Origin of the sequence: Aminiphilus circumscriptus DSM 16581 (assembly GCF_000526375.1) — a bacterium.
GTDB lineage: Bacteria > Synergistota > Synergistia > Synergistales > Aminiphilaceae > Aminiphilus > Aminiphilus circumscriptus.
Genome location: NZ_JAFY01000002.1, coordinates 140,735 through 164,769 on the forward strand (window position 1 = coordinate 140,735; position 24,035 = coordinate 164,769).

Sequence of the window (24,035 nt, forward strand, 5' to 3'; positions counted from 1 at the left end):
AAGAAGCAAAAGCACATCTCTCGGCGATCTCACCGCGGCGGTGATCTCATGTGCGAGTTGTGTACGTCAAGTCTTGTGATACCGAGCGCCGTGTTCGCCCGCAACACACCGAACACAATCTTCCGACCGCATGGCGAAGGCGGATCCAGGCAAACAACGACGCGGCGCCGGAAGAGGATTCCTTCCGGCGCCGCGTCGTGTTTTCCGTGTGGACAAGGTGGAGCGGGATCAGTCCTTGAAGTAGGTGCAGACGTATTCCGTGGGTTCGTCGCAGCGGTACTTGAACTTGCTGTTCGCGGGAATGCCGAAGAACTGACCCGGACCGTAGGACTGCCAGTCCTCCCGGCCGGGCAGCACCACCGAGGCGACTCCGGCGGTCATCTCCATCAGTTCCCGGTCCGCCGTGCCGAACTCGTACTCCCCGGGCAGAATGACGCCCAGGGTCTTCTTGCTTCCGTCGGCAAAGAGAACGGTGCGGCTCTGCACCTTGCCGTCGAAATAGACGTTTGCCTTGGTCAGGACCGTTACTCCTTCAAACTTCTCGATCATGGGGAAAAGCCTCCTCCGGAAGAAATGAATGTGGCGGAACGAGAGAACTTGCGTTTCCTGTCTTGCGGAATCGGTGACGAGCGTCGTTCTTCCCGAGAGTGCGGTCCCGGGGCGCCTCCAAGTATACACTCTACAATGCTCTGATGCCAGAGAACCGATGTCTTTTCGGCCTCAGAAAAAACAGCCGGAGGAAGAAGAACGGAAGCCCAAAGCTCCGTCCTCCTCCCTCCGGCTGTTCCGTGGGTTATCCTCCTCTTTCCGCGACACCGCGAAAGAGAGGGGGTTTCACTGTTCGCTACTCGGCGTAGCCGAGGTTCTTCGCCTCGTCCTTGTAGCCGAGTTCCCAGAGGACGTTCCGGTAGACCTCAAGGTATTCCTTGCCCTCGGGGATGGCCTCGCACTCGGCGAGAAGGAGCTTCGTGCCCACTTCGCGGGCCTTCTTCGCGTCTTCAGCACTCCAGCTTGCGACTTCGATGTTCGGATTGGATTTCCACTTCTCCCGGGCCTTGATCTCCGCCACGTAAATCAGGCTGGCCTGGAAGCGGGCCTTGTCGCGGGCGACGAGGAGAATGTCCTTGAAGTTCTGGGGAAGGGCATCCCACTTGGCGGGGTTCACCACGAGGGGGAAGTTCTCGTTCACGCCGGTATGGTAGGCGGGGTCGAGGACGAAGGTGGCGACTTCCTGGAAGCCCATGCGCATGTTCTCATCCCAGTAGGTCCACTCCGCGGCGTGGATGTTCTTGGTCTGAAAGGCCGTGTAAATTTCCGGAGCGGAGAGGGACACCGTGGAGGCACCGAGTTCTTTGTAGAACTTTGCGCCGAAGCCGGAGGAGCGGATCTTCTTTCCCTTGATGTCCTCGATGGACTTGAGGGGAACCACGGACATAAGCTGCTCGGGCATGACGCTCTCCATGATGTGCCCCAGATACTTGATGCCGTACTTCGCGTAGATCTTTTCGAAGAAGGGGAAGAGTTTCTCGTCAAGATAGACCCCTTCGGCGAAGGTGCTGATGGGGCAGCCCGGTCGGGTGGTGAGGATGAACGCGGGGTCCTTTCCCGTCCAGTAGGCGCTGTAGACCATGGCGGCATCGACGATGCCGTTGGCGACGGCGTCGAAGGACTCGAACACGGGGAAGAGCACGCCCGCCGCATAGGGCTCGATGACGAACTCACCGCCGGAAAGGGTCTTCACGGTCTCGCAGAAGTCCTCGGCGAGTTTCTGCTGTTCCGTTCCGGGCATGGCATGGGTGACGAGTCTCCAGGTCACCTTCGCCGCCAGAGCCGCCTGGGCTCCGACGAGGATGAACAGAAACACCAGAGCAAGGGCAAACATTTTTCTCATGTTGTCCAAAAGCCTCCTCTCTCGCGAAACGCCTCCGCATACTACAGAAGGTCTCCTTCTTTTCCAAGCGCGTCGAACGTGGATGGTGACGAAACGGACTCTCCCTCTCTCGGCGTTCACCCCTTTCTGTCCGAAGATGCGTCCGCGTTTTCCTTCCGCAAGGCACAAAGCTCAAAGCCCAAAGACGAGCCTGGGGAGCCAGAGGACGATGGACGGAAAGAGAAAGATCAGGATGATGCAGAGAATCTGAAGCGCCAGAAAGGGCACGCTCGCCCGGTAGATGTCCACGATGGAAACGCCCTCGGGGGCGACTCCCTGGAGATAGAAGAGGCTGAAGCCGAAGGGGGGCGACATGTAGGCGCACTGAAGCAGTACGTTGAAGGCGAGCCCCACCCAGAGGGGATCGAAGCCGAGCCTGGAGAGGATGGGCGCCAGGATGGGCACCGCAAGAAAGATGATGGCCCCGGGCTCCAGGAACATGCCGAGGAAGAAGATGAAGATCGCAGCCACGACGAAGACCATGTTCGGCCCTCCCGGCATGGACATGGCGAGGTTCGCCACGAGGGTGTTTCCTCCAAGGCCGGAGAAGACCGAGCCGAAGGCGGAGGCGCCGATCATCATCCATCCCACCATGGCGGACACGGAGATGGTCTCGAAACAGGAGGAGTAGACGATCTCCCAGGTGAGCCGCTTCTTGAAGAAGGCGATGATCATGGCCCCGAAGGCGCCGAAGGCGGCGGCCTCGGTGGGCGTGGCCATTCCCATCAGGATGGAGCCGAGGACGATGACGATGAGCAGTCCCGGCAGAAGCACGTTCCGCAGGGCGGCCAGCTTCTCCCTCGTCGTGGCCCGCTCGTCCGGCGGCAGCGCGGGGGCGAAGGAGGGATCGAGGAGCCCCCGGATGAGCACATACCCGATGTAGAGAACGGCGAGGAGCACTCCCGCGGAAAGTCCCCCCGCGAAGAGTCCCCCGATGGAGACACCGGTGACGCATCCGTAGAGCACCATGTTCGTGCTGGGAGGAATGAGCTGCCCCAGGGTTCCCGCGCTCATGACGCACCCCAGGGACATGTTGCGGTTGTAGCCGTGCTTGAGCATCTGGGGAAGGCCGATCAGTCCGAGGCCGATAACCCCCGCGGCGACGACGCCGGAAACGGCGCCGAGGATGGCCCCCACCAGCACGGTGGCGACGGCGAGCCCTCCCCGAAGACCGCCGGACCACTTGTAGAAGGCTTTGTACAGGTCCTCCACCACGTTGGTCTTCTGGAGGATATAGGCCATGTAGATGAAGAGCGGCACGGCGATGATCACGAAGTTGTTCATGGAGCCCCACGCCGCGGAGACCACCAGATTGAGGGCTCCCGCACCCCAGAGGAAATAGGCGAAGACGATGGCCACCGCCGCGAGGGAAAAGGCGATGGGCACGCCGAAGGCGAGGAGAAGGAAGAGCGATGCGAACATCAGAAGCGGATAGAATTCACGGGCCATGGTCGTCCCCTCCTCACTCGGGCTTCGCGCCCGCGACTTTCCCGAGCTTCGGGAAGATGAGGGCGAGCATGTCCTTGAAGGACTGCCAGGACAGGAGGGCGCAGGACAGGGGAATGATCCAGCGGTACCACCACACCTCTGGGTTGAAGGGGGTCTGGTGGGTGGAGCGCTCCCGCATGAGAGTGGAGCGGTAGGCGGCGGGAATGCTCACCCAGAGGAGCACCAGCACCACGAAGAGCACCACGCCCTCGGCGAAGATCCCCTGAATGCGGCGCCATCGTGGAGGCAGATAATGATTGATCACGTCCACGGCGACGTGCTTTTTCTCCTTGTGGCAGTAGGCGGCGCCCAGCATGAAAAAGGTCCCGTAGAGGAAGAGGGAGATCTCGAAACTCCAGATGGGGGTCTCGTTGAGGAAATACCCCTTCAGGGAGCTGTAGACGATCTCCAAAATGAGCGGCAACAGCAAAAGTGAGACAAGCTTACCAAACCGATCCATGTTCATGAGCCGCACCCCGCAGACGACGGAGTTTCCCCGTACCGGTGACAACAGCAGGAATCGCCCTGCATCAGCGTCGCGGAACGGGAGAAGGTCAGGTTTTCGGAGAAACCCCTGGCGATGGCGAAATCGATGGCACAATAGAGTTCGCCTTCCTCCACCATGCCTTTTTCCTTCCATTCCTCGCACATCGGGCAGTAGGTGATGTCGCTTCCGTTCTCCCGCTTTATCGCCTTCCAGGCGAAATGCAGCGGAAGGTCGTAGTGTTCGGCCAGGGTCTCGTGCGTGAGTTCCCTGACGTGCCGCAGCACCTCCTCGCGAATGCGCCTTCCCCGCTCCTCGCCGAAACGGGCGACGACACGCTCCACCAGCTTTTTCCCCTCGCTCTCGCCCAAAACGGCCACACTTTCCTGCACAAAAATTCCGTGGAAGTGCGCCAGTGCCCGGGCCATATCGTCCACGCTTTTTCGCAACACTTCGGAATTCTCTCTCATACTCATATCCTCGGCCACTCTCCATTCCACCTCGCTTCCGACATGACACAGCAACGAACTGCATGAACCCTTTCGACGAAACACCCTCCCTTGAAACAGCCACATTGCAACGCAACAAGCGTCCGAAAGTCCGAGACCTTGCTGTGTTTTCTTTTCGTGCATCGGTTCTTCTGCATCGATTTCTCGGGGAAAACGACCGTGCTTTTTTCCGGATCGCTTTCAAAGAAACGGGAGAAAGGCGAAACCCTCCCCTTCCGTCTTTCGGCCTCGGAGAAAGAAACGTTCCTCTCTCAGGGACGCCCTTCGGAAAACGCCTTGCGAAAGCGGGCGAGAAGGAGTTCCGGCCGCATCTCCGTAAGGAAAACCGCCGCCAGAATGAGGACACACCCCATCACCATGGGGGAGGTGAAGACATCTCCCATGAGCAGGATTCCCGCGGCGGCCCCGAACACCGATTCGAGGCTCAGGAAAATGGACGCGTGCGTGGAGGGCGTGAATTTCTGCGCGACCGTCTGGATGAGAAAGGCTCCGGTGGTGCAGAAGAGCACGAGATAGGCCATGCTCCACCACGCCCCTCCTCCGAGCTGCGTGAGGTCCGGAATCGTTTCGAAGAAAGGAACGCAGAGTGCGGCGTAACAGGAGACGAAGAGAAGTTGCAACGTGGCCAGGCGATACGCGTCCATGCGGGGCGCGAAGGCCTCCAGGGAGACGATGTGCAGGGAATAGAACACGGCGCAGGCAAGAGTGAGCCCGTCGCCGAGGGAGATGGAAAAGCTCTCCTGCAGAGTGAGCAGGGCCGTTCCCACGAGACAGAGAAAGGAGGCGGCAAAGGCGTTCCATTCCGGAATTCTTCGTCGCAGTGCCCAAGCGGCGAAGGGAACGAGCACCACATAACTGGCGGTGAGAAAGGCCTGTTTTCCCGCCGTGGTGTACTGGAGCCCCACGGTTTGGGTGGCGAAGCCGAGAAAAAGCAACAGCCCCACACCCGCGGCGATTTTGAGATCCTTCAGGGTCGTGCCCCGCAGGGACTTCGCAAAAATCAGAGCCAACAGGCCTCCCGCGAGAAAAAACCGCACCGCGAGAAGGAAAAAGGGAGGAAAAAACACGAGGGCATCCTTCATCACGACGAAACCGATGCCCCAAAAAAGTGCCACCGAGGCGAGCCCCACATCGGCGAGCAGCGTCCGGGTTGTACTTTTCATTCGGTTTCCAGCTCCTTCTCTCCCGTCAACAGTACCCTCAAGCCCGGAATCTTTTCTCCAGGCACAGCGTCAACTGGTCGGATTCTCTTTCACCGGCCTCTCGACAGAGAGGAATAGCAGAAATTATACAGTATTCTCATTGGGAGAACAAGATTGCACACAACAAGAATTTTCCGGACCGGGAAGCGGTTTCCCGCCAGAACACGAGTGCCTCGGAAATGCGTCGGGACGACGGAGCCATCGCAATCCGCTCGTACACCCCGTGGAACTCCGCTCCTTTTTGCTCCTTTATTTACCGCGAGAACATACGACAGAGAACTCCTTTGTAATCCAGGTGTTCACATATGCCTGCACTATCGTAATCAAACTCCTGAAGGTGGATGATGTGTATTCCGGAACAGCAGAGAGAGTTTACAATTTCCGAAAAAAATCGGGGGTAATTCGTGAATTTTCTGGAACAGTCGTTCTTTTTTGTAACGTACTGCGCATTCCTTCGTCAATCCATTCTTTTCCAAAACACGAGTTTCTCAACGCCGTCAGGGTTGCTTCGTCATAGAACTCTTCTCCGGGAGCACAAAGCATGTCCGTCGCGGGATACTGTTCATTGATCAGCAGAAAACCGCTCCGGAACAGATTTTTTAAAATTTTTTCAAAATCTGTTTCCCCTCTCCCCGAGGAGCGTTCCTGTGAAGAGCCGACGGAAAAGACCGGGTGTCGAAGGCGAGAATGGAGGCGACTACGGGATGTTCCGCGGAACGAATGGACTCTCTTCCGAAGAAATCGCGGACAATGCGGTTCCTTCTTGGCTTCCTTCGGGGTATCATGCTGGGAATCGGGCAACATGGAACGGAATACGGAGAGAAGGAGCAGAAACGAAAGGAGTCGAGAACCCATGCACAAGAGAGGAATGTGCTTTTCCGCTGCGACGAGGAGACGCCTCGTCCTTGCGGTTTTGCTGATGGCTGCACTGTTCGGCACTGTCACGGCGGAAGCCTCCGCTACGGCGGAGCGCGATTACGACGTGATCGTGGTGGGGGCCGGTGCGGGCGGTACGGCGGCGGCGCTCCAGGCGGCCCGGAGCGGTGCCCGGGTGGCGCTTCTGGAGGAGACGAACGTCGTCGGAGGCCAGATGACCGCGGCGGCGGTGTCCACCATGGACGACATGTACGCCAACTGGTCCGGCATCTACGAGGAGTTCCTCGCCAAGGTGAAAGCCCACTACGACGCGCTTGGCAAATCCACCGGCACCTGCTATTGGGTTCCCTTCACCATCGCCTTCGAGCCCTCGGTGGGGGAGACGGCGCTCCTGTCGCTCGTCGAGGAGACCCGCAGCGGCGCGGCCCTTCGGGACCGCACGCCCCGCACGCTCGACCTGTTCCTGCGCTCTTCGGTGGTCCAGGTCCTCAAGGACAGGCGAGACACCACCGTCACGGGAGTGCTCGCAAACCTGGACGGAACGCCGACGCTCCTCCGCTGCAAGGTCCTGGTGGACGCCACGGAATACGGAGACGTGCTGCCCCTAGCGGGGGCCGCCTACCGGGCGGGCAACGCGGAGACGCCTTTCCTCGATCTCGACGCCCGGATTCAGGACATCACCTGGGTGGCGGTGATGAAGGCCTATCCCAGGGGCATTCCGGAGCACCTGCGGATGTCCACGCCTCCTCCCGGCTACGAGGAGCGGGTGGAACTCTTCCGGAGCTACCTCACCAGGGACGGCAACCGTTTCTGGGGATATCCGGTGAAGCTTCCGGTGAACTTCCACAGCCACAACGCCTATCGGGGCCTGCCGGACTCCTCAGCCCCTGGAAACGCCGACGCTTCCAGCGCCTACAGTTGGCTTCTCCTTTCGAAGACGGGGGTCAACTGGTGCAACGACTATCCGGGCAAACCCGGCTACGAGGGGCGGAGCGGCCTTCCCGTGCGCTATCTCGAGGACAAGGAATTCCGCCGGGAGACGAACGCCCGGGCGCTGCTCAAGACGCTTCAGTTCCTCTACTACGTGCAGACCGAACTGGGGATGCCCTGGTCGGTGGCGGACGACGAGTTCGACAGCCCCGCCAATCTGGAGATCGTGAGGGGCATCGTTCCAGAGGCATACGCACCCCTCGTGCGCCGTTTCCCGCCCATGCCCTACGTGCGGGAAAGCCGGCGCCTCGTTGGCCTGGAGACCCTCACCTCGGCGGAGCTGCGGCGGAACTCCGAGAGTTACTTGGCGGGCGGACCGGGCTTCGAGCAGCCCACTTCCCTCGCGGTGGGAAGATATATTCTGGATCTGCACGGCTCCAGCGAGACCGAGGCGCTGGAGGCGCGCTTCGGGGAGACCGCCGAGTCCACGGTGGAAAACAAACCCCGGGGTCCCTTCCAGGTACCCTTCGAAATCTTCATTCCCGAAAAAGTGGACGGCCTCGTGGCGGCGGAGAAAAACCTCTCCATGACCCGCCTCACCTCCGGGGCGCTGCGTCTGCAACCCATCTGCATGTTCACGGGACAGGCCGCGGGAGCCATCGCCGCCGCGGCGGTGCGCGGCGGCATCCCTCCCCGGGACGTGAACCCCCTTCTCGTGCAGCGAAGCCTTCTCGAAGCGGGAAGCGTCCTCGCCCTGCTCCGCTATAGCGACGTGCCCAGAAGCCACCCCTACTGGGCGGCGGTGCAGCTGGCCACCATCCGGGAACTGCTGGAGCCCCGGGCGTATCCCACGGCACCGGCACCGCGCCTGGACGATCTGAACACCCTTCTCGCAACGGCGAAAAAAGGGCGCCTCCAGGGCATTTTCGGCGTGGACGAGCCGATTGCCCCCGCCGAGGCGATCCGCCTGCTTGCCCGCGTCGCGGCCCTCGGCGAGCGCGCTCCCCAGCCGTTCCGCCCCGTCACGTCGTCGCGCTTCGTCACCCGGGGCGAGTTCGCCTGCGCCCTGGCGGAACTCTTCGATCTCTCCGCCGACACGCCGGAGGTGCCGACGCCGCTCTACGGCGACGTTCCTTCGGGAAGCCGCCTCGATAGGGCGCTTCGCGGACTGGACGCGCTGGGAGCGCTCGCCGGCGTGGAGGGCGGCACCGCCTTCCGCCCCGAAATGCCGCTCTCCCGGGGGCTCGCGGTGGATCTGGTCTACCGGGTACTCGGCGCGGAGGCGCTCTGGTACGAAAACGAACGGAACGAAGGGCCGGAGCGATGACGTCCCGCCACACCGCGCTCGTCGCGGAGGAACTTCATCTGCGTCCCGAATCGGTGGCGGCGGCGGCGGAACTCTTCGCCGAGGGATGCACCATTCCCTTCGTCGCCCGCTACCGGAAGGAGGCGACGGGCTCCCTCGACGAAGTGGCCCTCCTTGCCATCCGGGACCGCCTCGCCCAGCTGGAGGAACTGGACAAGCGCAGGGAGGCGATCCTCAAGTCCCTGGAGGAACGGGAGCTGCTCACGGAGGAACTCCGGCGCAATCTGGAGGAGGCCCCCACCCTGGCTCGTCTGGAGGATCTCTACCTCCCCTTCCGACCGAAGCGACGCACCCGGGCGACCATCGCCAAGGAAAAGGGACTGGAGCCACTGGCGGCTCTCCTGTGGCAACAGTGCGGCACCGATCCCGCCGCGGCGGCGAAGGAGTACGTGGACCCGGAAAAGGGCGTGGAAAACGCCGACGACGCACTGGACGGAGCCTGCGACATCATGGCCGAGTGGGTGAGCGAGGACGGCACCGCAAGGGCGTCCCTGCGGCAACTCTTCGCCGCAAAGGCCATGCTCTCCTCCAAGGTGAAGAAGGGCAAGGAAGAGGAGGGGGCGAAGTTCCGGGACTACTTCGCCTGGAACGAACCCGCGGCGAAAGCCCCCTCCCACCGCGTGCTCGCTCTCTTCCGGGGAGAGCGGGAGGGGTTCCTCTCCCTGTCGCTGCTTCCTCCGGAGGAGGAGGCCCTGACGCTGCTGGAACGCCTCTTCGTCAAAACGACAGGCCCGGACGGAGCGGAGGTCCGGGCAGCCGTGGCCGACGGCTACACCCGGCTGCTGGCGCCCTCCATGGAGACGGAATTGCGAAACGCCCTGAAGCGCAACGCCGACGCCGAGGCCGTGACGGTCTTCGCCCGCAACGTCCGGGAAGTGCTCCTCGCCCCGCCGCTGGGACGCAAGGTGGTGCTCGCCGTCGACCCCGGCCTGCGCACGGGGTGCAAGCTGGTGGTGCTCTCTCCGGAGGGAAAACTCCTGGAGACGGCGGTCATGTATCCTCACACGGGCAAGGAGAGCGCGAAAGAGGCGCTCCGCCTCGTCCGGGATCTTGCGGCGCGGCACAACGTGGAGGCCGTGGCGGTGGGCAACGGCACGGCGGGGAGGGAGACCGAGGCCTTTCTCCGGGCTGCGGAACTGCCGGGAAATCCTCTCGTGGTCATGGTGAACGAAAGCGGCGCTTCCATCTATTCCGCCTCCGACGTAGCGCGGGAGGAATTTCCCGACCAGGACGTGACAGTCCGCGGGGCAGTCTCCATCGGACGGCGTCTCCAGGACCCTCTGGCGGAACTGGTGAAGATCGACCCCAAATCCATCGGCGTCGGCCAGTACCAGCATGACGTGGACCAGAAGCTCCTCCGACAGGCCTTGGACGACGTGGTGACCTCCTGCGTCAACAGCGTCGGTGTGGACCTGAACACCGCCAGCAAAGAGCTGCTTTCCTACGTGTCCGGCCTCGGCCCCCAGCTCGCGGCGAACATCGTCACCTTCCGGAACGAACACGGCCCCTTTCGGAGCCGGAAGGAGCTGCGCAAGGTGCCCCGGCTGGGTCCCAAGGCCTTTGAACAGGCCGCGGGGTTCCTGCGCATCCGGGACGGCGAGAACCCCCTCGACGCAAGCGCCGTCCATCCCGATTCCTACGACATCGTGGAGGAAATGGCCCGAGACCTGGCCTGCGACGTGGCGGACCTCCTCGCGGAGGAGACGCTCCGCCGCCGCATCGACCCCGCCCGCTACATACGAAAAGGAGTGGGGCTCCCCACCCTTGCGGACATCCTCGCGGAACTCGCCAAACCCGGACGGGACCCTCGGAAGAGTTTCGAGGTGGTGCGCTTCGCTCCGGGCGTCACCACTCTGGAGGATCTCGTGCCCGGCATGATCCTCCAGGGCGTGGTCTCTAACGTCACCGCCTTCGGCGCCTTCGTGGACGTGGGGGTGCATCAGGACGGGCTCGTCCATGTGAGCCGCATGGCGGACCGCTTCGTGGCCAATCCGTCGGAACTCGTCTCGCCGGGACAGCGCGTCCGCGTGGCCGTGGAGGGAGTGGACCTCCAGCGGCGGCGCATCTCCCTCACCATGAAGGGCATTCCTCAGCACGAGCCGGAGGACGCCTCCGGGGAAAGCGCATGACCGGCGCACCCGTCGAACCTGCGCGGCGACGCACCGAACGGAGACGGTGAGGAAATGCCCCGGCTCCGCCGCCCCTTTCCCTTTCTCGGGATCGTCCTCGTCGCTCTCGCGTCGGACCAGGTGCTGAAACTCTGGGCTCGGGAATACCTTCTCCCCTGCGGAGGAAAACTCCCGGGACTCTCGCTCTGCCTCTCCTCCAACCAGGGGATCGCCTTCGGGCTCTTTCGGGAGCGGGGGCTCCTTCTCGGCCTGTTCGGCCTCGCCGTTCTCGCGGCGGGCACAGCGCTCTTTCTGCGCTCCGCGGAGCACGTCCCTTCCGATGAAGAGGCACGGAGGCGGGAAAGCACGACGATGCCATCCTCCGAAGCCAGGACGTCTTCTTTTCTTCCGGGACTCGCCCTGCTCTGGGGCGGCGCCCTGGGCAACGTCGCGGACCGCCTTTTCCTCGGCGCCGTCACGGATTACCTACGCATTCCCCTTCCCTTCCATCTCTTCGGAGGCGCCCTGTCGCTGAACCTCGCGGACGGATGGATCATCCTGGGAGCGTTCCTCCTCTTCACGGTGCATCTCCGGTTCCTTCGAAACTGAGAAACCTCTGAAGAAGGCCAAACCGAACTCGCGAAAACGCGATGCGATCAAGAGCGAGAGGAACCCTTTTCATCAGAGCGTCCATGAATCTCTTCCCCAAGGCAGCCACCGTTCCCGCACCCTGCGGCACAACCCCATCGGCGGCACCGGAGCCGAGACGTTGCCTCCGCATGAACCTGTCGCTCGAACACGAAAAGGCACTCCTGGAAAAGTGCGATCACTCGCTGCCGGCGGCCACCAAACACCATGAAAACCTCTGCACACGACGGAACGCGCACGACTCTCACGGCCACCGGACACCGGAACAACCCTTTTGCAGAACGTGGCGCGCAGGATCGACAAGGGACGAAAGAGAGTCCCGGCAACCCTTCCCGCGGAAAAGATGACAAAACTCTTTCAAACGGAGAACACTCCGGGAAATAATTCCCCAGACCGTTGCTTTTTCGGCGATTTCTGTCATGCTATGCCTACTTCGGCTTCCATATTCAAGGGAGGTGGTATGGGTTGACCAAAGTGGGTGCACCCCTGATCCACGTGGAAAACCTCTGCAAGAGTTTCGAGGATGGAGAAGTACTCAAAAATGTCTCCATCGACATCCGGGAGGGGGACCTCGTCTCGATCATCGGCCCTTCCGGGTGCGGCAAATCCACATTTTTACGATGCCTCAACTGCATGGAATACCTCGACTCCGGAAACATCACCATCGCCGGCGTCACCGTGAGCCGTACCGGCACGGAAGAACATCTGGACCGCCCCTTCCTGGAAGCCTGCGCCCAGATGCGCAAGAACGTCGGAATGGTGTTTCAGAGCGTCAACCTCTTCCCCCACAAGACGGTTCTCGACAATGTCATGCTCGCCCCCCTGGTGGTCAAAAAGGAAGCCCCCGACCAGGCCAGGGAAAATGCACTGCGCCTGCTCGCCAAGGTGGGGCTCAAGGATTTCGCCGCCCGCTATCCTGCAACACTCTCGGGAGGACAGGCGCAACGCGCCGCCATCGCCCGGGCGCTGGCGATGAACCCCAAGGTGATGCTCTACGACGAACCCACGTCAGCCCTGGACCCGGAACTGGTGAACGAGGTGCTCCAGGTCATGAAGGACCTCGACGCGGAGGGAATGACCCAGATCATCGTCACCCATCACATGCGCTTCGCCAGAAACGCCTCGGACTACATCGTCTTCATGGACGGCGGGGAGATCGTCGAAAAAGACGACGGCGACGTGCTCTTCACCACACCCAAAAACGAACGGACCCGTGAGTTCCTGCGACACTTCACGGAGGAGGTGGCATGATGGCCCACAAGCGACACCGCTCCTCGTCGCCGGCCGGGTGGAAGATGGCGGGATGGACCAACCGCGTTCTCTTTCCGCTTTTTGTCCTCGTTCTGGCACTCTGTCTCGTTCCGGGCATTCCGGAATCCGCCGCGGCGGAAAAACCCGCTCTGAAATGGGGAGGCGACACCGAGGGCGGCGCTCCGTTCATGTTTGCCGACCCCGCCGATCCGAACATCCTCATCGGCTTCGAGGTGGAGATCGTCGAGCGAATCGCGGACTATCTCGGCATGCGGGCCGAATTCGTGCAGAATGGCTGGGACAATCTGATTCCGGGGCTGCAACGCCACCTCTACGACATCTCCATCAACGGCCTGGAAATCACCCCGGAGCACAAGCAGGAAGTGAACTTCTCCATTCCCTACTACCGCACCTTTCTCCAGCTCTCGGTGCGGCGGGACGAAAAGGGCATCACCTCCCTGGAGGACTGCACGGACAAGGTGGTGGGCACTCTCAAGCAGTCCTACGCCTATTTCACCCTCGTCGACGCGGGGGTGAAGGACATCCGCACCTACGAGGACGAGATCAACGCCTACACGGACCTGCAGAACGGCCGTCTCGACGCCACGCTCTTCGACGCGCCCATCGCCATCTACTACGCGGGGTTCAATCCGGAGATCAAGTTCGTGGGGGGCCCCATCGGAGAGATGGAGTACGGCATCGCCCTCCGCAAGGAGGACACGGAACTGCTCCGGAAAATCAACGAGGCGGTGGTGTACCTCCGGGATTCGGGGGAACTGCGGCGCATCTATGACCGGTGGAACCTCTGGAGCCCCGTCATGGCGGACATGTTCCAAGATTTCTCCCCCGCGAAGGAGGCTCCCTCGCGTTTTCAGGAATGGGCGGAGCACCAAAAACCCGAGTTCACCCTGGCGCTGCGCCTCAAACGCTACGCGGGCTTTCTGCCCATTCTGGGGCGGGCCGCGGTGGTCACCATGGAGGTCTCCCTCGCCGCCATGGGCCTGGCCATCGTCCTCGGACTCTTCCTGGCCATGGCCCGCATTTTCGGCCCCTCGCCCGTCTCGCGCCTCGCCGTGCTCTACATCGAGTTCATCCGGGGGACTCCCGTGCTGATCCAGCTCTTCTTCATCTTCTACGGGCTTCCCCACATCGGCATCAAGCTCAGCCCCTTCGTGGCGGGCGTGCTGGGGCTCGGCCTCAACTACGCCGCCTACGAGGCGGAGAACTACCGGGCGGGGCTCCTCTCGGTGCCGCGTCTGCAGATGGAGGGCGCCCTCGCCCTGGGCATGTCCCGATGGGAGGCGCTGCGTCACGTGGTGCTTCCCCAGGCCATCCGCGTCTCCCTGCCTCCGGTGACGAACGACTTCATCTCCCTGCTGAAGGACTCGTCCCTCGTGTCGGTCATCACCATGGTGGATCTCACCAAGGCCTACGGACAGCTCGCCACCACCTATTACGACTACTTCGGCACGGGCATCCTGGTGGCGATCATCTACCTTCTCCTGGGCCTTCCCTTCGTGCGCCTCGCCCGCTGGACGGAGCGCCGCATGGCCGTGGCCGTCCACGGCGGCACCACCCCGGGGGGGACGGGGCGGAACGGCAAGTATTCCCTCGGGCGCAAACCCGCGTCCTACTAGAAACAGGTACGTTGTGATGCGCTTTCCACGAAACGGAGTTTTCAACCGCTTCGCGATTCTCCTCCTCGGAGGGTTCGCCGCGCTGCTGCTGACGCTTCCGGGACAGATCTCGGCACAGAACATTCCCGCGACCCTGCCCGGCTCGTTTCTTCCGGCTCAGGTCGGAACCGCGCCGGCGTCAAGGGAGCCTTTGCAGCTTCCCTTCACGCCAGTACTTCGGGAAGGGCTTCCCCGCTTCGTTCCGGGACCGTGCCCCATCGACGTCCCCGCAGCGCTGCGGGGACGGGTGTCCTGCGGCACTCTCGTCGTTCCCGAGGACAGGAAGAACCCTTCCGAATCGGAACTCGTGCGCATCGCCGTGGCGATCCTCCGCAGTGCCTCCTCCTCTCCGGCACCCGATCCGGTGCTCTTTCTCGAAGGAGGGCCGGGGGATCCCACGCTGCCCTCTCTCGAAGATTGGGAAGAGTCTCCCTTTCTCGAAAAGCGCCACCTGATCCTCTTCGACCAGCGTGGAACGGGGTTTTCCACCCCCTCCCTGGAGTGTCCCGAACTCTACGACATGTGGGACCGCACCCGGGACCGCCATCTCACCGCGGGAGAACACGAGGAGGAACTGCTTTCCGCGGTGAGGGCCTGCGCGGTCCGTCTCCGGGGGCTCGGCATCTCCCTCGAATGCTACGACACGGCGGCGAGCGCCGCCGACGTGGAGGATCTGCGGCGCGCTCTGGGCATTCCGCAATGGAACCTCTACGGCATCTCCTACGGAACGAGGCTGGCCCTGGAGGTGATGCGGCGCACTCCCGAAGGAGTGCGGAGCGCCATTCTCGATTCCTGCCTCCCCCCCCAGGCCAGGGAATACGAGGAGGCCCCGGAGAACATGCTCCGGGCCTTCCGGTACTTCTTCGACGCCTGTAAAGCCGATTCCCGCTGCGGCGCCGCCTTTCCCGACCTGGAGCGGAACTTCTACGAGGCGGTGGAGCGGCTGAACCGAAAACCGCTTCGGCTCTCCCTCCAGTACGAGGACGAGCCAAAGCCGCTCCCCATGCTCTTCACCGGATGGGACCTGGTGAACCTCCTCTTCGATTTCCTCTATGACGAGACGCTCCTCCCCTATTTTCCCCTCCTCCTGGCCCAGATCCGGGCCGGGGATACGGCAGCCCTTTGCCGCTACTACGAGGAGGGAAGCGGTTGGTCCAGCGACGGTCTGTACTATTCGGTAAAATGCCGGGACGAGGCTTCGGCGAACGCCCCCGAGATCGTGCGGGAGCGCCTGAAAAACCTCCCCTCGGCCCTGCGGGGCTACGATCCCTTTCCCGGCGAGTTCGCCGCCTGCACCCTCTGGAACAATGGAACGGCCTCCCCCGAGGTGAACGCTCCGGTCTCCGGCTCCATCCCCACGCTGGTCCTCGCCGGGAGCTACGATCCCATCACGCCTCCCGAATGGGGACGCCGGGTCGCGTCGAGCCTGGAAAAGGCCTACTTTTTCGAGTTTCCCCACCGGGGACACGGCACGACTTTCTACGGTTGTCCCCTTGAACTCGCCCTGGCCTTCCTCGACAGGCCGGACCGCAGGCCCTCGGCCTCCTGCGAGGAGGATGAGCCGCTCGTCTTTCCGACCAAACGAAATGAAAAGGACTCCCCCTACGGCATCGCCGACCCACCTCGGAAACGCCGTTGAAGCGACGGAACGCACCCTGCGTTGAAAGCGGGTCTCCCTGCTGTTAGAATCGAAGACGGTCTCGCCGGATTTGCACCGTGAGCGTCACCGGAGACGCTCTCCGAAGAGGCCGTCTTCCCTTCGGCACAGGACGCACCGCACGGATGCCGTCCTCCCGTCACAAGATCGCCGGGAGCACTTCCGGCGTTTCTCCTCGTGTCGGTCTCAGCTGTTTCGGAGGGCATTGTCTCGCGGACGCCGCACGCCGCATCATCCACATCTATCATGAGGAAAGCAGGGATCCGTCACATGGAAGAACTCCTCGGTTTCGAGATCTGCAACGCCCGGTACAAGCCCCTGGCGGAATTGCTGATCCGCAAGTACGACGAACTGCGCCACATCGACCCGGATTCGCTCCTCTTCGTCCTGAACCGCAAAAATCCCGGCAAGAGCCGCCGGAGCAAAGTTCTTCTGGCGCAGACCTACAAAGTGCCCGCAAAATGGCAGGAGATCATCTATCAGCTCGGCGGCCTGTCCTATTTCTTCCTCATCGAATTCTACGAGAAGAGCATCTCCGTCCTGGATGGCAACCAGATGACCGCCCTGGTCTATCGGGAACTGCGGCGCATCACGCTGAACGGCAATGTGGCCGCCCCGGACGTGCACGAATGGTATCAGGTGCTCCAGGGGCTTGGGCGTCACTGGTTCTATCCTGACGCCACCTGCCCGGATCTCCTGGCGGACAACGTGGACTGGAAGAAGCTCATGGGCCCCAACTACGAACCTCCGCTTCCGATGGAGGGATAGAAAACGGCGGGAATTTCCGTGCGCAGGACCCGCCCTCGAAAGGGCGGCCCAAAACACTAGAGGGGGAAAGCGGGAAAGACAAACCCCTCCCGGAACAGATGCCGGCAGGCTGCCACGACGCGGGCATCGTAGCGCTTGCCCGCACCCTCGTCGATTTCCTCGAGGGCTTTTTCGAGACCGCGGGCAGGGCGGTAGGGGCGGTTCGACGCCATGGCCTCCACCACATCCGCCACGGCGAGAATGCGGGCTTCCGTCCGCAGGGTCTCTCCGGAAAGCCCGTTGGGATAGCCCGAGCCGTCGAGGCGCTCGTGGTGCTGCAGCACGATCTCCGCCACAGGCCAGGGAAAGTCGATGTTCCGGAGAATGTCGTATCCGGCTCCGGCATGAGTCCGGATAAGCGCAAACTCCACGGAACTCAGGACGCCGGGCTTGCTCAGCACCTCCGCGGGAACGGTGATCTTGCCCACATCGTGCACCAGCGAGGCAAGGTACACGCCGCGCACGTCCGCCTCGGACAGGTCCAGCTCCCGGGCGACGGCCTGGGCGAGAGCGGCCACGCGCCGCTGGTGCCCCGCCGTGTAGGGATCGCGCAGCTCCACCACGGAGGCGAGAATCTGGATGGTCTGCTCCCAGGCCTTCTCAAGCCGCCCAAGACTCTCGCGCAGCTCCGCCTCCGCCCGTTTGCGCTCCGAAATGTCCCGGTAGATCACATAGTACTCCAGATCGCCCTCGGGCTCTTCCGGAAGAATGAGCGTTCCCAGGAGATCCACGTACAGGGGTCTTCCGTCCGTGCGGTACCGGAGCACCTCCACGGCCACCTTTTCCCCCCGGAGAATGCGGGCGGTGATGTCCGAGGCCTCGGCATACTTGTCCCCCATGGAGACGAGAACGTCCAGCTCCTTTCCCACCACCTCCCCGAGGGAGGCAAATCCGAAAAGATCGCAGAAAGAGCGGTTCACCCGGAGTATCCGCCCCTTGGCATCAAGGAGCACCACGCCTTCGAGGGAGCTCGCGAAAAGCTGCTCCATCCGGCGCTGCTCCGCCCGGAGCGCTCTCTGATCCCGAAGACGTTCCTCTTCTTCGCTCTGCATGGTACGACCTCCCCTCTGTAAAACCCGGCTCTTCGGACATGCCGCGCTCCGACGCCGGAAAAAGGGTTTTGGATCGGGAGAAAAATTTTTTAAGGAATCTCTGAGGAATCTCTGAATAAGGCTGGGTCAGCCCCGCAGGGCGCTTCGCAGAGCCTGATGCGACCGGAGTCAAGGGAAAGCGAAAGGTCTTTATTCAAAGCTTCCTTAAGAAAAATCAGAAAAGAAACCGATAGATGAAAAAAAGAACCATAACGAGGACACCCGCAAGGATACCGAAGAACACCGCGGGAGGAAGCGGTTTTTTTGCCCCGTCCTCCCCCGGAGACCCTTCATCGAGGTGTCCCTGTCGCAGCATGAGCGAGTTCTGGGCGGAAAGAATTCCCCGAAATCCCTTGGTTATTTCGAGTTCCATGAGCGTGGACTCCTCGGTACGCGCCTCCACCCGAAGAATCCGCGCCTCCACCTTGCCGTCGAAAAATCCCTTTCTGGCCTTGGAGATGAGGGAATAGAGCACCGATTCCTCGGGAAGTTTCACCACCACTATCTCGCCTTCCTTGAAACGGTTCGCCGCCTTTCCCTTTAAAGGATCGATGATGGCAGTGCAGTTCACGTAGACGACGGATTCTTTCTCCTCCGTCGCGCCTTCATCCGTTTCCGCTCCTTCCGGTGCCGACGCGTCGCCTTCCTCCGTCGATTGAGCCGCCCCACGGGAGGGGAGAAAGGGACGGATCTCGTCGTCCGCGGCGTTCTCCACCCGAACGAAGGCGTGCACCTCCGCCTTGAGAGCCGAACTCCCGTAGTCGTTCAGCTTGGCCTCCATCTCCCGTGCGGCCTTGCCGTTCGTCTCCACCAGCTCCGACGGGCGCACCGCCGCCAGAGCCTGGCTGATGACGTTTTGGAGGACCTCCTTGGAGGGGCAGACATCCGAGCCAAGCACGAAGGAGATGTATTTGGTCCACTCGCCGCGGATGCCGGGAAAGGGGACCCCCTCTTCCACAAGACGGCATCGCACGCTGTAGATGCTTCCGTTATCGATGATCGCGTAGAAAGCGACGAGGCTTGTGCTCTCCTCGGAGGTGGTGATGTCGCAGTAGCCCTTCACCACACGATATCGCGCACTTTTGAGGGTATTCGCCACAAGGCATCATCCTTTCCTTTTCAAAGCCTTCCCGCGAGAGCTTTTCAGCTTGCCGCCACAGAACAGGAACGGAGGCCCCGGCATCTCCTCCCCGGTCAGAGCCTCTTCTTGCCGCGATATTCTCCCGAGAGAAGCCGGGAAAGTTCCTCCGCGGCGTCCCCCCGATCCTCCTGCGTCTCCTTGCGCCCCTTGCTGTGCTCCGCCTGCAGTTTTTTCGCGAGGTTTTCGTCCACTTCGACGAGACGGAAGGTGGAAAAGGACTCCTTGCGTTTCACTTCGAAGTATTTGTGATCCCGGATGAGAATTCCCTCGGAAAAGATGTCCAGCAAGCGGTTGATCAGCAGATCGATCGTGTCCGTGCACATTCTCGCCTCGAATCGTTTCCACATGGCAAGGGAGAGCTCCTGAGGCGAAAAGGGCTTGAAGACCGCCACGATGTTTTCGTTGGGGAAAGCCCCATAATAGTCGAAGATGAGCCCTCCCTCCACACGCTCCACCATGAAGGCGGCAAAGAGATCCCGCAGCCTTGTCTGGATCATGAGCTTGTCCTGAATGACTTCTTCCTTCTTCCACTGGTAGATGATCACGTTGCCTTTTTCGATGTCACCTCGATCGAGGACATCCTTGAGCAACATCATTTTTCGATCCCTCCCCGGAACGAGACGTCTTCGTGCTCCGTCGTTCCTTCATCCCATGCGCACACATCCCTTCAAAACGCATTATACCGTGTTTCGCAAACGCCACGGGATAGGGCCTTTCCGAAACGACACTCCACAAAGCGGGGCGGCGTTAACGCCGCCCCGCTCGCGGGAACTTTCCACAGCCCGAGTGCCCTTATGCCAATCCTCCGTTCAGATTCCTGGGAAAATCAGTCCTCCCTCGATTCCGCCAGCAGCGCGAGCTTGACAGGTTTTGCCGGAGGACGGATGGTTCCGGGAGGAATCTCCCCATAGGGGGTTCCGGTGATCTTGGCGATCTCCCGAAGGATGATCTCTCGACACCCCCGGCCCTGGCACGGACCCATCCCCACACGGAGAACGCGCTTCAGTTCGTCGAAGGTGTCGTATCCCTTGCCGATCCATTCCCGGATCTCTTCCATGGTCACTTCCTCGCAACGGCAGACGATGACTTCCTTCTCCATGTCTCACACCACCTTCACGGCCCGGACTTCCGAGACGAGTTCTTTCGGCACGGCCACGGAGACGACGTAGGTACTGTCCTTCCACGGCTGGGTGACGTTCACGATCTGGGTGCGGTGCACTTCCTCGCCACAGCGGTTCAAACACGCCACGGTCTGCCCTTTCGCGGGGAGGGGGAGCATTTCGTAGGGGAGTTTCAACAGGGCTTCCTTCTCTCCCCAGGTAAGGTCCGCGACGAAACAGGCGAGGCCGGGGCACTTGGCGACGCACAGGGCGCAGCCGGTGCATTTGCTGTAGTCGATCCGGGGGGTGTCGTTGATGTCCTCGAAGGGGATGACTGCGCCGGTGGGGCAGCTGGTGGCGCAGGGGTTGCACGGAATGCGCTGGGGGCACTCGATGAGGACGAGGCCGTTCTTCTTGCTCTCCCAGAGCTCTTTGGGGGGAAGGACGGCGCCGGGGCGCTCGCCGGTGAGGATGCCGCTGTTGAAGGTCTTCTCGTTGTCGGTCATGGGGTTATTCCTCCCATTTCTGGACGCTGGCGGCGCTGACGCCGATGCGGATCTTTTCGCCGACTTCTCCGGCCCGGAGGTCGGCAAGGCGTTCGCTGTAGTGGGCAAACCGCTCTTTGCGTTCTTCGGGGGTGCCATATCCGCAGGCTCCGGCCGCGCCGAGTCCGGCGATGCGACCTTCGACCATGGCGGAGGAGGCTTCTTCAATTCCTGCGGCGTCTCCGGCTATCCAGATGTCGGGATGGCTGGTCCGCATGAAGGGGTCCCGAAGGGCGACGTGGCCGCAGAGCTGGGGAATGAATTTCATGGCGCATCCGGCCTGCCACAAAAGTTCGCAGGTGGGGGCGAGCCCGACGGCCATGCAGATGATGTCGCAGTCGATGGTGGTGCGTTTGCCGCCGGGGGTGCAGTCGGGGGCGAGGTTCTCGATGATGGCGCCGGTGACGGTGCGTTCTCCGAGGGCTTCGACGATGGTGTGCTGGAGGTAGATGGGCACGCCGAGGCGGCGGATCTTGGCGGCGTGCACCCAGTATCCGCCGACTTTGGGCATGAATTCGACGACGCCGCACACCTGGACTCCGGCCTGGAGGAGCTGGTAGCTGACGATGAGGCCGATGTTCCCGGCTCCGACCATGAGGACGCGGTCGCCGGGGGTGACGCCGTAGACGTTCATGAGGGTCTGGACGGCTCCGGCTCCGTAGACGCCGGGAAGGTCGTTGCCGGGGAAGGGGATGAGCCGTTCCTGGGCTCCGGTGGCGACGACGATTTTCTTGGGCCGCATCCGGAAGTATTTCTCTTCTCCGATCATGCAGGTGACGATGCCGTCCTCGGGGTAGTAGCCGGTGGCGGTGCAGTCGGAGAGGATTTCGATGCGGTCGGCGTTTTTCCTCAAGTCCTCGAAAAGGATGTCGGCGATCTTGTACCCGCGGGTTCCGGCGTATTCGTCCTTGGAACCAAAGAATTTATGGGTCTGTTTGATGAGCTGGCCTCCGAGCTTCAAGTCGCTGTCGACGACGGTGACCTGCGCTCCGAGGGTGGCGGCTTCGATGGCGGCGGAGAGGCCGGCGGGACCGCCTCCGATGACGAGGATTTCCGTGGTCCGCACGCTCAATTCCTCCTTTCCTCTTCGCCCCGCACTTCGCCACGGCCTCGCTGGGTTTCGACGCTCATGCCCTCGCGAAGTGGCGTGATGCAGGTCCGCACGTTCGGAACTCCGTCCACGACCATGAAGCAGGACGAGCATTTGCCGATGGCGCAGAAGAATCCCCGGGGGCGCTTCATCTCCGGCGTCTCCCGGTAGATCCGCACGCCTCCGGCGTGCAGCGCCATGGCGATGGGTTCTCCTTCGAAGCCTTCCATCTCGCTGCCGTCGAAGGTGAAACGCACTTTCTTCTTCTTCCCGTGCTCGAAATCGAGTATGGGATGTTCCTGGATGAGTCGCATTGGTCCATCACCTCGTCTTCGCTAGATGCAGGCTGGCTCGAAGAAAAGTTCCCCTTCTTCGAACCGGCTGTACCGAAACATGGACACGTCGATGAACGGCGTTTCTCCCGCGACGAGCTCGGAGAGAACCCGTCCCACCGAGGGACCAAACTGCAACCCGTGGCCGCTCCAACCACAGTTCAGGAAAAATCCCGGCACGGGCGTGGCACCCACGATCGCCTGAAAGTCCGGCGTGTTGTCGTAAGGGCCCGTCCACTGACGCACTAGCCGGATACCGCCGAGGATGGGCATCTTGGCGAGAACTCGGGTCGTGACCTCATCCAAAAAGTCCCAGCTCGACGTGTACGCCGTGTCCTTCTTCTCCTCGGGATTCCCCCATCCGAGCATGAAGGTGCCATTGGGACACTGTTTCCAGTAGCTGCCGTCGTCGAGACAGAGCGTCATGGGATGTTTCATGCGTTCCACCGCTTCGGTGATGAGGATCTGATGCCGCTCGGGCGTGATGGGGATCTCCAGTCCTATCCACTTCCCCACCTCGACGCTCCAAGGGCCGGCACAGCAGACCACCGCATCAGCTTCGCAGTCGCCTTTCGTCGTGTGGACTCCCGCGGCGCGTCCACCCTTCATGATGATTCCCGTGACGGGCGTGCGCTTGTGGATCTCCGCGCCGAGGGCCTTGGCGGAATCGGCGTAGGCGAAACAGAGCGTGTGAGGATTGATATGTCCGTCTTCCTGGTTCCAGCTCGCCCCAAGCACGCCCTCTACATTGAGGTATGGCGCGACCTCCTTGATCTGGGCGGGGGTGAGAATCTTGGAACCCGTCGTGCCGAGTTCGTTCTGCAATGCCACGTTCTTCTCGAGCTGCGCAAGTTGCGACTCCGAATAGGCGATCCAGAGGTACCCCGCGGGATCGTATTCGAGGGAGACGGGATAATTGAGATCCTTCTCCAACGTCTTGAACACCCGCATGTTGTACTGAGCGAGGCGAATGTTCACCTCCGTGCCGAACTGGTGGCGGATGCCCGCGGCACTGCGCCCGCTGCCGCCGGAGGAAATGTAGTCCCGTTCGAAGAGGGCAACCTTATAGCCCTTTTTCGCCAGGTGATAGGCGGTGGAACACCCATGGACACCACCGCCGATGATCGCCACATCACACTTGTGCACGCCCCCGCCACATCCGCAGCAGCACTGCGGTGCTCCTTGCGCTTTCATTTCTCTGCGCTCCATGCACGAAACCTCCTTACGCTAGGGAATTTCGGAGAAGATCCGCCTTTTCCGCTCTTTCGGCAGGACGACATCCTCCACCTCCCACTCCTGCGCCATACACCCCAAAAGGGGCTACAGCAGGAATACGCGGCCTCGTCGCGACGAATACGCCGAAATCTCCTGTGGCGCAACATCGCAACAGGGTGCAAAGGCATGGAAAACAACATGACGAAAGAGAAGGAAAGACGGAACGTTCAGGGAGTACTTTCGAAAAGGAATGCCGAGGGTCAATCTGCGGGGGGGCGCTTGCGGCAGCCTGCAGGAAGAGGAAGAGACCAGATATCCCATACCATGCCGGGAAGGGACCGTCTGGAGCCAGGTAAAGAAGGGGGCATGCCGAGAAAAACACGTGCCGTCATCAAGTGCCACCTCCTTTCCGTAGAGTATTCAGAATTGCAGATCCCACTCCAGGTTCGATTGTGCACTAAATCGCGTCCGAGGTCAATGTAGTACCGATTTTCACATAAGAGGAAACCAAATTCCCCTTTTGCTCTTTTTTTGCCACCACCCTGACTCTGGTTTCGCAACGACAACCAAACCGACACAGACATCCTTG

Annotated in this window: 21 protein-coding genes; 7 read left to right on the forward strand and 14 right to left on the reverse strand. The window is 61.7% G+C overall.

Going from position 1 to position 24,035, the window contains the following annotated elements; translation table 11 throughout:
• Window positions 1-228: 228 nt before the first annotated feature.
• From ppnP to K349_RS0101240, 6 genes are all read right to left on the reverse strand, one after another.
• Entirely contained in the window at window positions 229-549 is a 321-nt protein-coding gene (gene ppnP, locus K349_RS0101215) for a pyrimidine/purine nucleoside phosphorylase (RefSeq protein WP_211240305.1), read from the reverse strand.
• Window positions 550-844: 295 nt separating this feature from the next.
• Complete coding sequence (dctP, locus tag K349_RS0101220) at window positions 845-1,891, reverse strand: TRAP transporter substrate-binding protein DctP (RefSeq protein WP_026368085.1); 1,047 nt, start codon at window positions 1,889-1,891, stop codon at window positions 845-847.
• Window positions 1,892-2,062: 171 nt separating this feature from the next.
• Window positions 2,063-3,379 (reverse strand): TRAP transporter large permease, encoded by a 1,317-nt coding sequence (locus K349_RS0101225; RefSeq protein ID WP_026368086.1) that lies wholly within the window; start codon window positions 3,377-3,379, stop codon window positions 2,063-2,065.
• 13 nt (window positions 3,380-3,392) lie between these two features.
• Entirely contained in the window at window positions 3,393-3,884 is a 492-nt protein-coding gene (locus tag K349_RS0101230) for a TRAP transporter small permease subunit (protein ID WP_157367236.1), read from the reverse strand.
• Complete coding sequence (locus K349_RS0101235) at window positions 3,881-4,372, reverse strand: L-2-amino-thiazoline-4-carboxylic acid hydrolase (RefSeq protein WP_169731283.1); 492 nt, start codon at window positions 4,370-4,372, stop codon at window positions 3,881-3,883. Before K349_RS0101235 ends, K349_RS0101230 begins: the two co-directional genes overlap by 4 nt.
• A gap of 290 nt (window positions 4,373-4,662) precedes the next feature.
• Window positions 4,663-5,574 (reverse strand): DMT family transporter, encoded by a 912-nt coding sequence (locus tag K349_RS0101240; protein WP_026368089.1) that lies wholly within the window; start codon window positions 5,572-5,574, stop codon window positions 4,663-4,665.
• Window positions 5,575-6,466: 892 nt separating this feature from the next.
• Here K349_RS0101240 and K349_RS15985 point away from each other — a divergent pair.
• From K349_RS15985 to K349_RS0101290, 7 genes are all read left to right on the forward strand, one after another.
• A complete protein-coding gene (locus K349_RS15985; RefSeq protein WP_026368091.1) occupies window positions 6,467-8,746 on the forward strand; it encodes an FAD-dependent oxidoreductase in 2,280 nt (759 codons plus the stop codon).
• Complete coding sequence (locus tag K349_RS0101255; protein WP_026368092.1) at window positions 8,743-10,914, forward strand: Tex family protein; 2,172 nt, start codon at window positions 8,743-8,745, stop codon at window positions 10,912-10,914. The genes K349_RS15985 and K349_RS0101255 overlap by 4 nt, the downstream gene beginning before the upstream one ends.
• 54 nt (window positions 10,915-10,968) lie before the next feature.
• The gene (locus K349_RS0101260; RefSeq protein ID WP_026368093.1) at window positions 10,969-11,502 is read left to right on the forward strand and encodes a signal peptidase II; all 534 of its coding nucleotides are present in this window, start codon (window positions 10,969-10,971) and stop codon (window positions 11,500-11,502) included.
• 504 nt (window positions 11,503-12,006) lie between these two features.
• On the forward strand, window positions 12,007-12,792 hold the full coding sequence (locus K349_RS0101275) for an amino acid ABC transporter ATP-binding protein (RefSeq protein ID WP_026368094.1): 786 nt from the start codon (window positions 12,007-12,009) through the stop codon (window positions 12,790-12,792).
• Window positions 12,793-12,836: 44 nt separating this feature from the next.
• Window positions 12,837-14,429: an ABC transporter substrate-binding protein/permease gene (locus K349_RS0101280; protein ID WP_034264405.1), complete on the forward strand. Its 1,593-nt coding sequence runs from the start codon at window positions 12,837-12,839 to the stop codon at window positions 14,427-14,429.
• A 16-nt stretch (window positions 14,430-14,445) separates the two neighbouring features.
• The gene (locus tag K349_RS15990; protein ID WP_157367237.1) at window positions 14,446-16,107 is read left to right on the forward strand and encodes an alpha/beta fold hydrolase; all 1,662 of its coding nucleotides are present in this window, start codon (window positions 14,446-14,448) and stop codon (window positions 16,105-16,107) included.
• Between the two features lie 288 nt (window positions 16,108-16,395).
• Entirely contained in the window at window positions 16,396-16,893 is a 498-nt protein-coding gene (locus K349_RS0101290) for a putative metallopeptidase (RefSeq protein WP_026368097.1), read from the forward strand.
• A gap of 56 nt (window positions 16,894-16,949) precedes the next feature.
• Here K349_RS0101290 and K349_RS0101295 read toward each other — a convergent pair whose 3' ends face one another.
• The 8 genes from K349_RS0101295 to K349_RS0101330 all read right to left on the reverse strand — a co-directional run bounded on the left by K349_RS0101295 (window position 16,950) and on the right by K349_RS0101330 (window position 23,440).
• A complete protein-coding gene (locus K349_RS0101295) occupies window positions 16,950-17,984 on the reverse strand; it encodes an HD domain-containing phosphohydrolase (RefSeq protein ID WP_026368098.1) in 1,035 nt (344 codons plus the stop codon).
• A 214-nt stretch (window positions 17,985-18,198) separates the two neighbouring features.
• On the reverse strand, window positions 18,199-19,122 hold the full coding sequence (locus K349_RS0101300) for a hypothetical protein (RefSeq protein ID WP_026368099.1): 924 nt from the start codon (window positions 19,120-19,122) through the stop codon (window positions 18,199-18,201).
• Between the two features lie 95 nt (window positions 19,123-19,217).
• The gene (locus K349_RS0101305) at window positions 19,218-19,760 is read right to left on the reverse strand and encodes a hypothetical protein (RefSeq protein ID WP_026368100.1); all 543 of its coding nucleotides are present in this window, start codon (window positions 19,758-19,760) and stop codon (window positions 19,218-19,220) included.
• 230 nt (window positions 19,761-19,990) lie between these two features.
• Window positions 19,991-20,263, reverse strand: a complete 273-nt coding sequence (locus tag K349_RS0101310) for a (2Fe-2S)-binding protein (protein WP_026368101.1) — start codon at window positions 20,261-20,263, stop codon at window positions 19,991-19,993.
• Between the two features lie 3 nt (window positions 20,264-20,266).
• Entirely contained in the window at window positions 20,267-20,770 is a 504-nt protein-coding gene (locus tag K349_RS0101315; RefSeq protein ID WP_026368102.1) for a 4Fe-4S dicluster domain-containing protein, read from the reverse strand.
• 4 nt (window positions 20,771-20,774) lie between these two features.
• Window positions 20,775-21,875: an NAD(P)/FAD-dependent oxidoreductase gene (locus K349_RS0101320; protein ID WP_026368103.1), complete on the reverse strand. Its 1,101-nt coding sequence runs from the start codon at window positions 21,873-21,875 to the stop codon at window positions 20,775-20,777.
• A gap of 2 nt (window positions 21,876-21,877) precedes the next feature.
• Window positions 21,878-22,213, reverse strand: coding sequence for a (2Fe-2S)-binding protein (locus K349_RS0101325; RefSeq protein WP_026368104.1), 336 nt, complete (start codon window positions 22,211-22,213; stop codon window positions 21,878-21,880).
• Window positions 22,214-22,234: 21 nt separating this feature from the next.
• Window positions 22,235-23,440, reverse strand: a complete 1,206-nt coding sequence (locus K349_RS0101330; protein WP_245587986.1) for an NAD(P)/FAD-dependent oxidoreductase — start codon at window positions 23,438-23,440, stop codon at window positions 22,235-22,237.
• Window positions 23,441-24,035 lie beyond the last annotated feature (595 nt).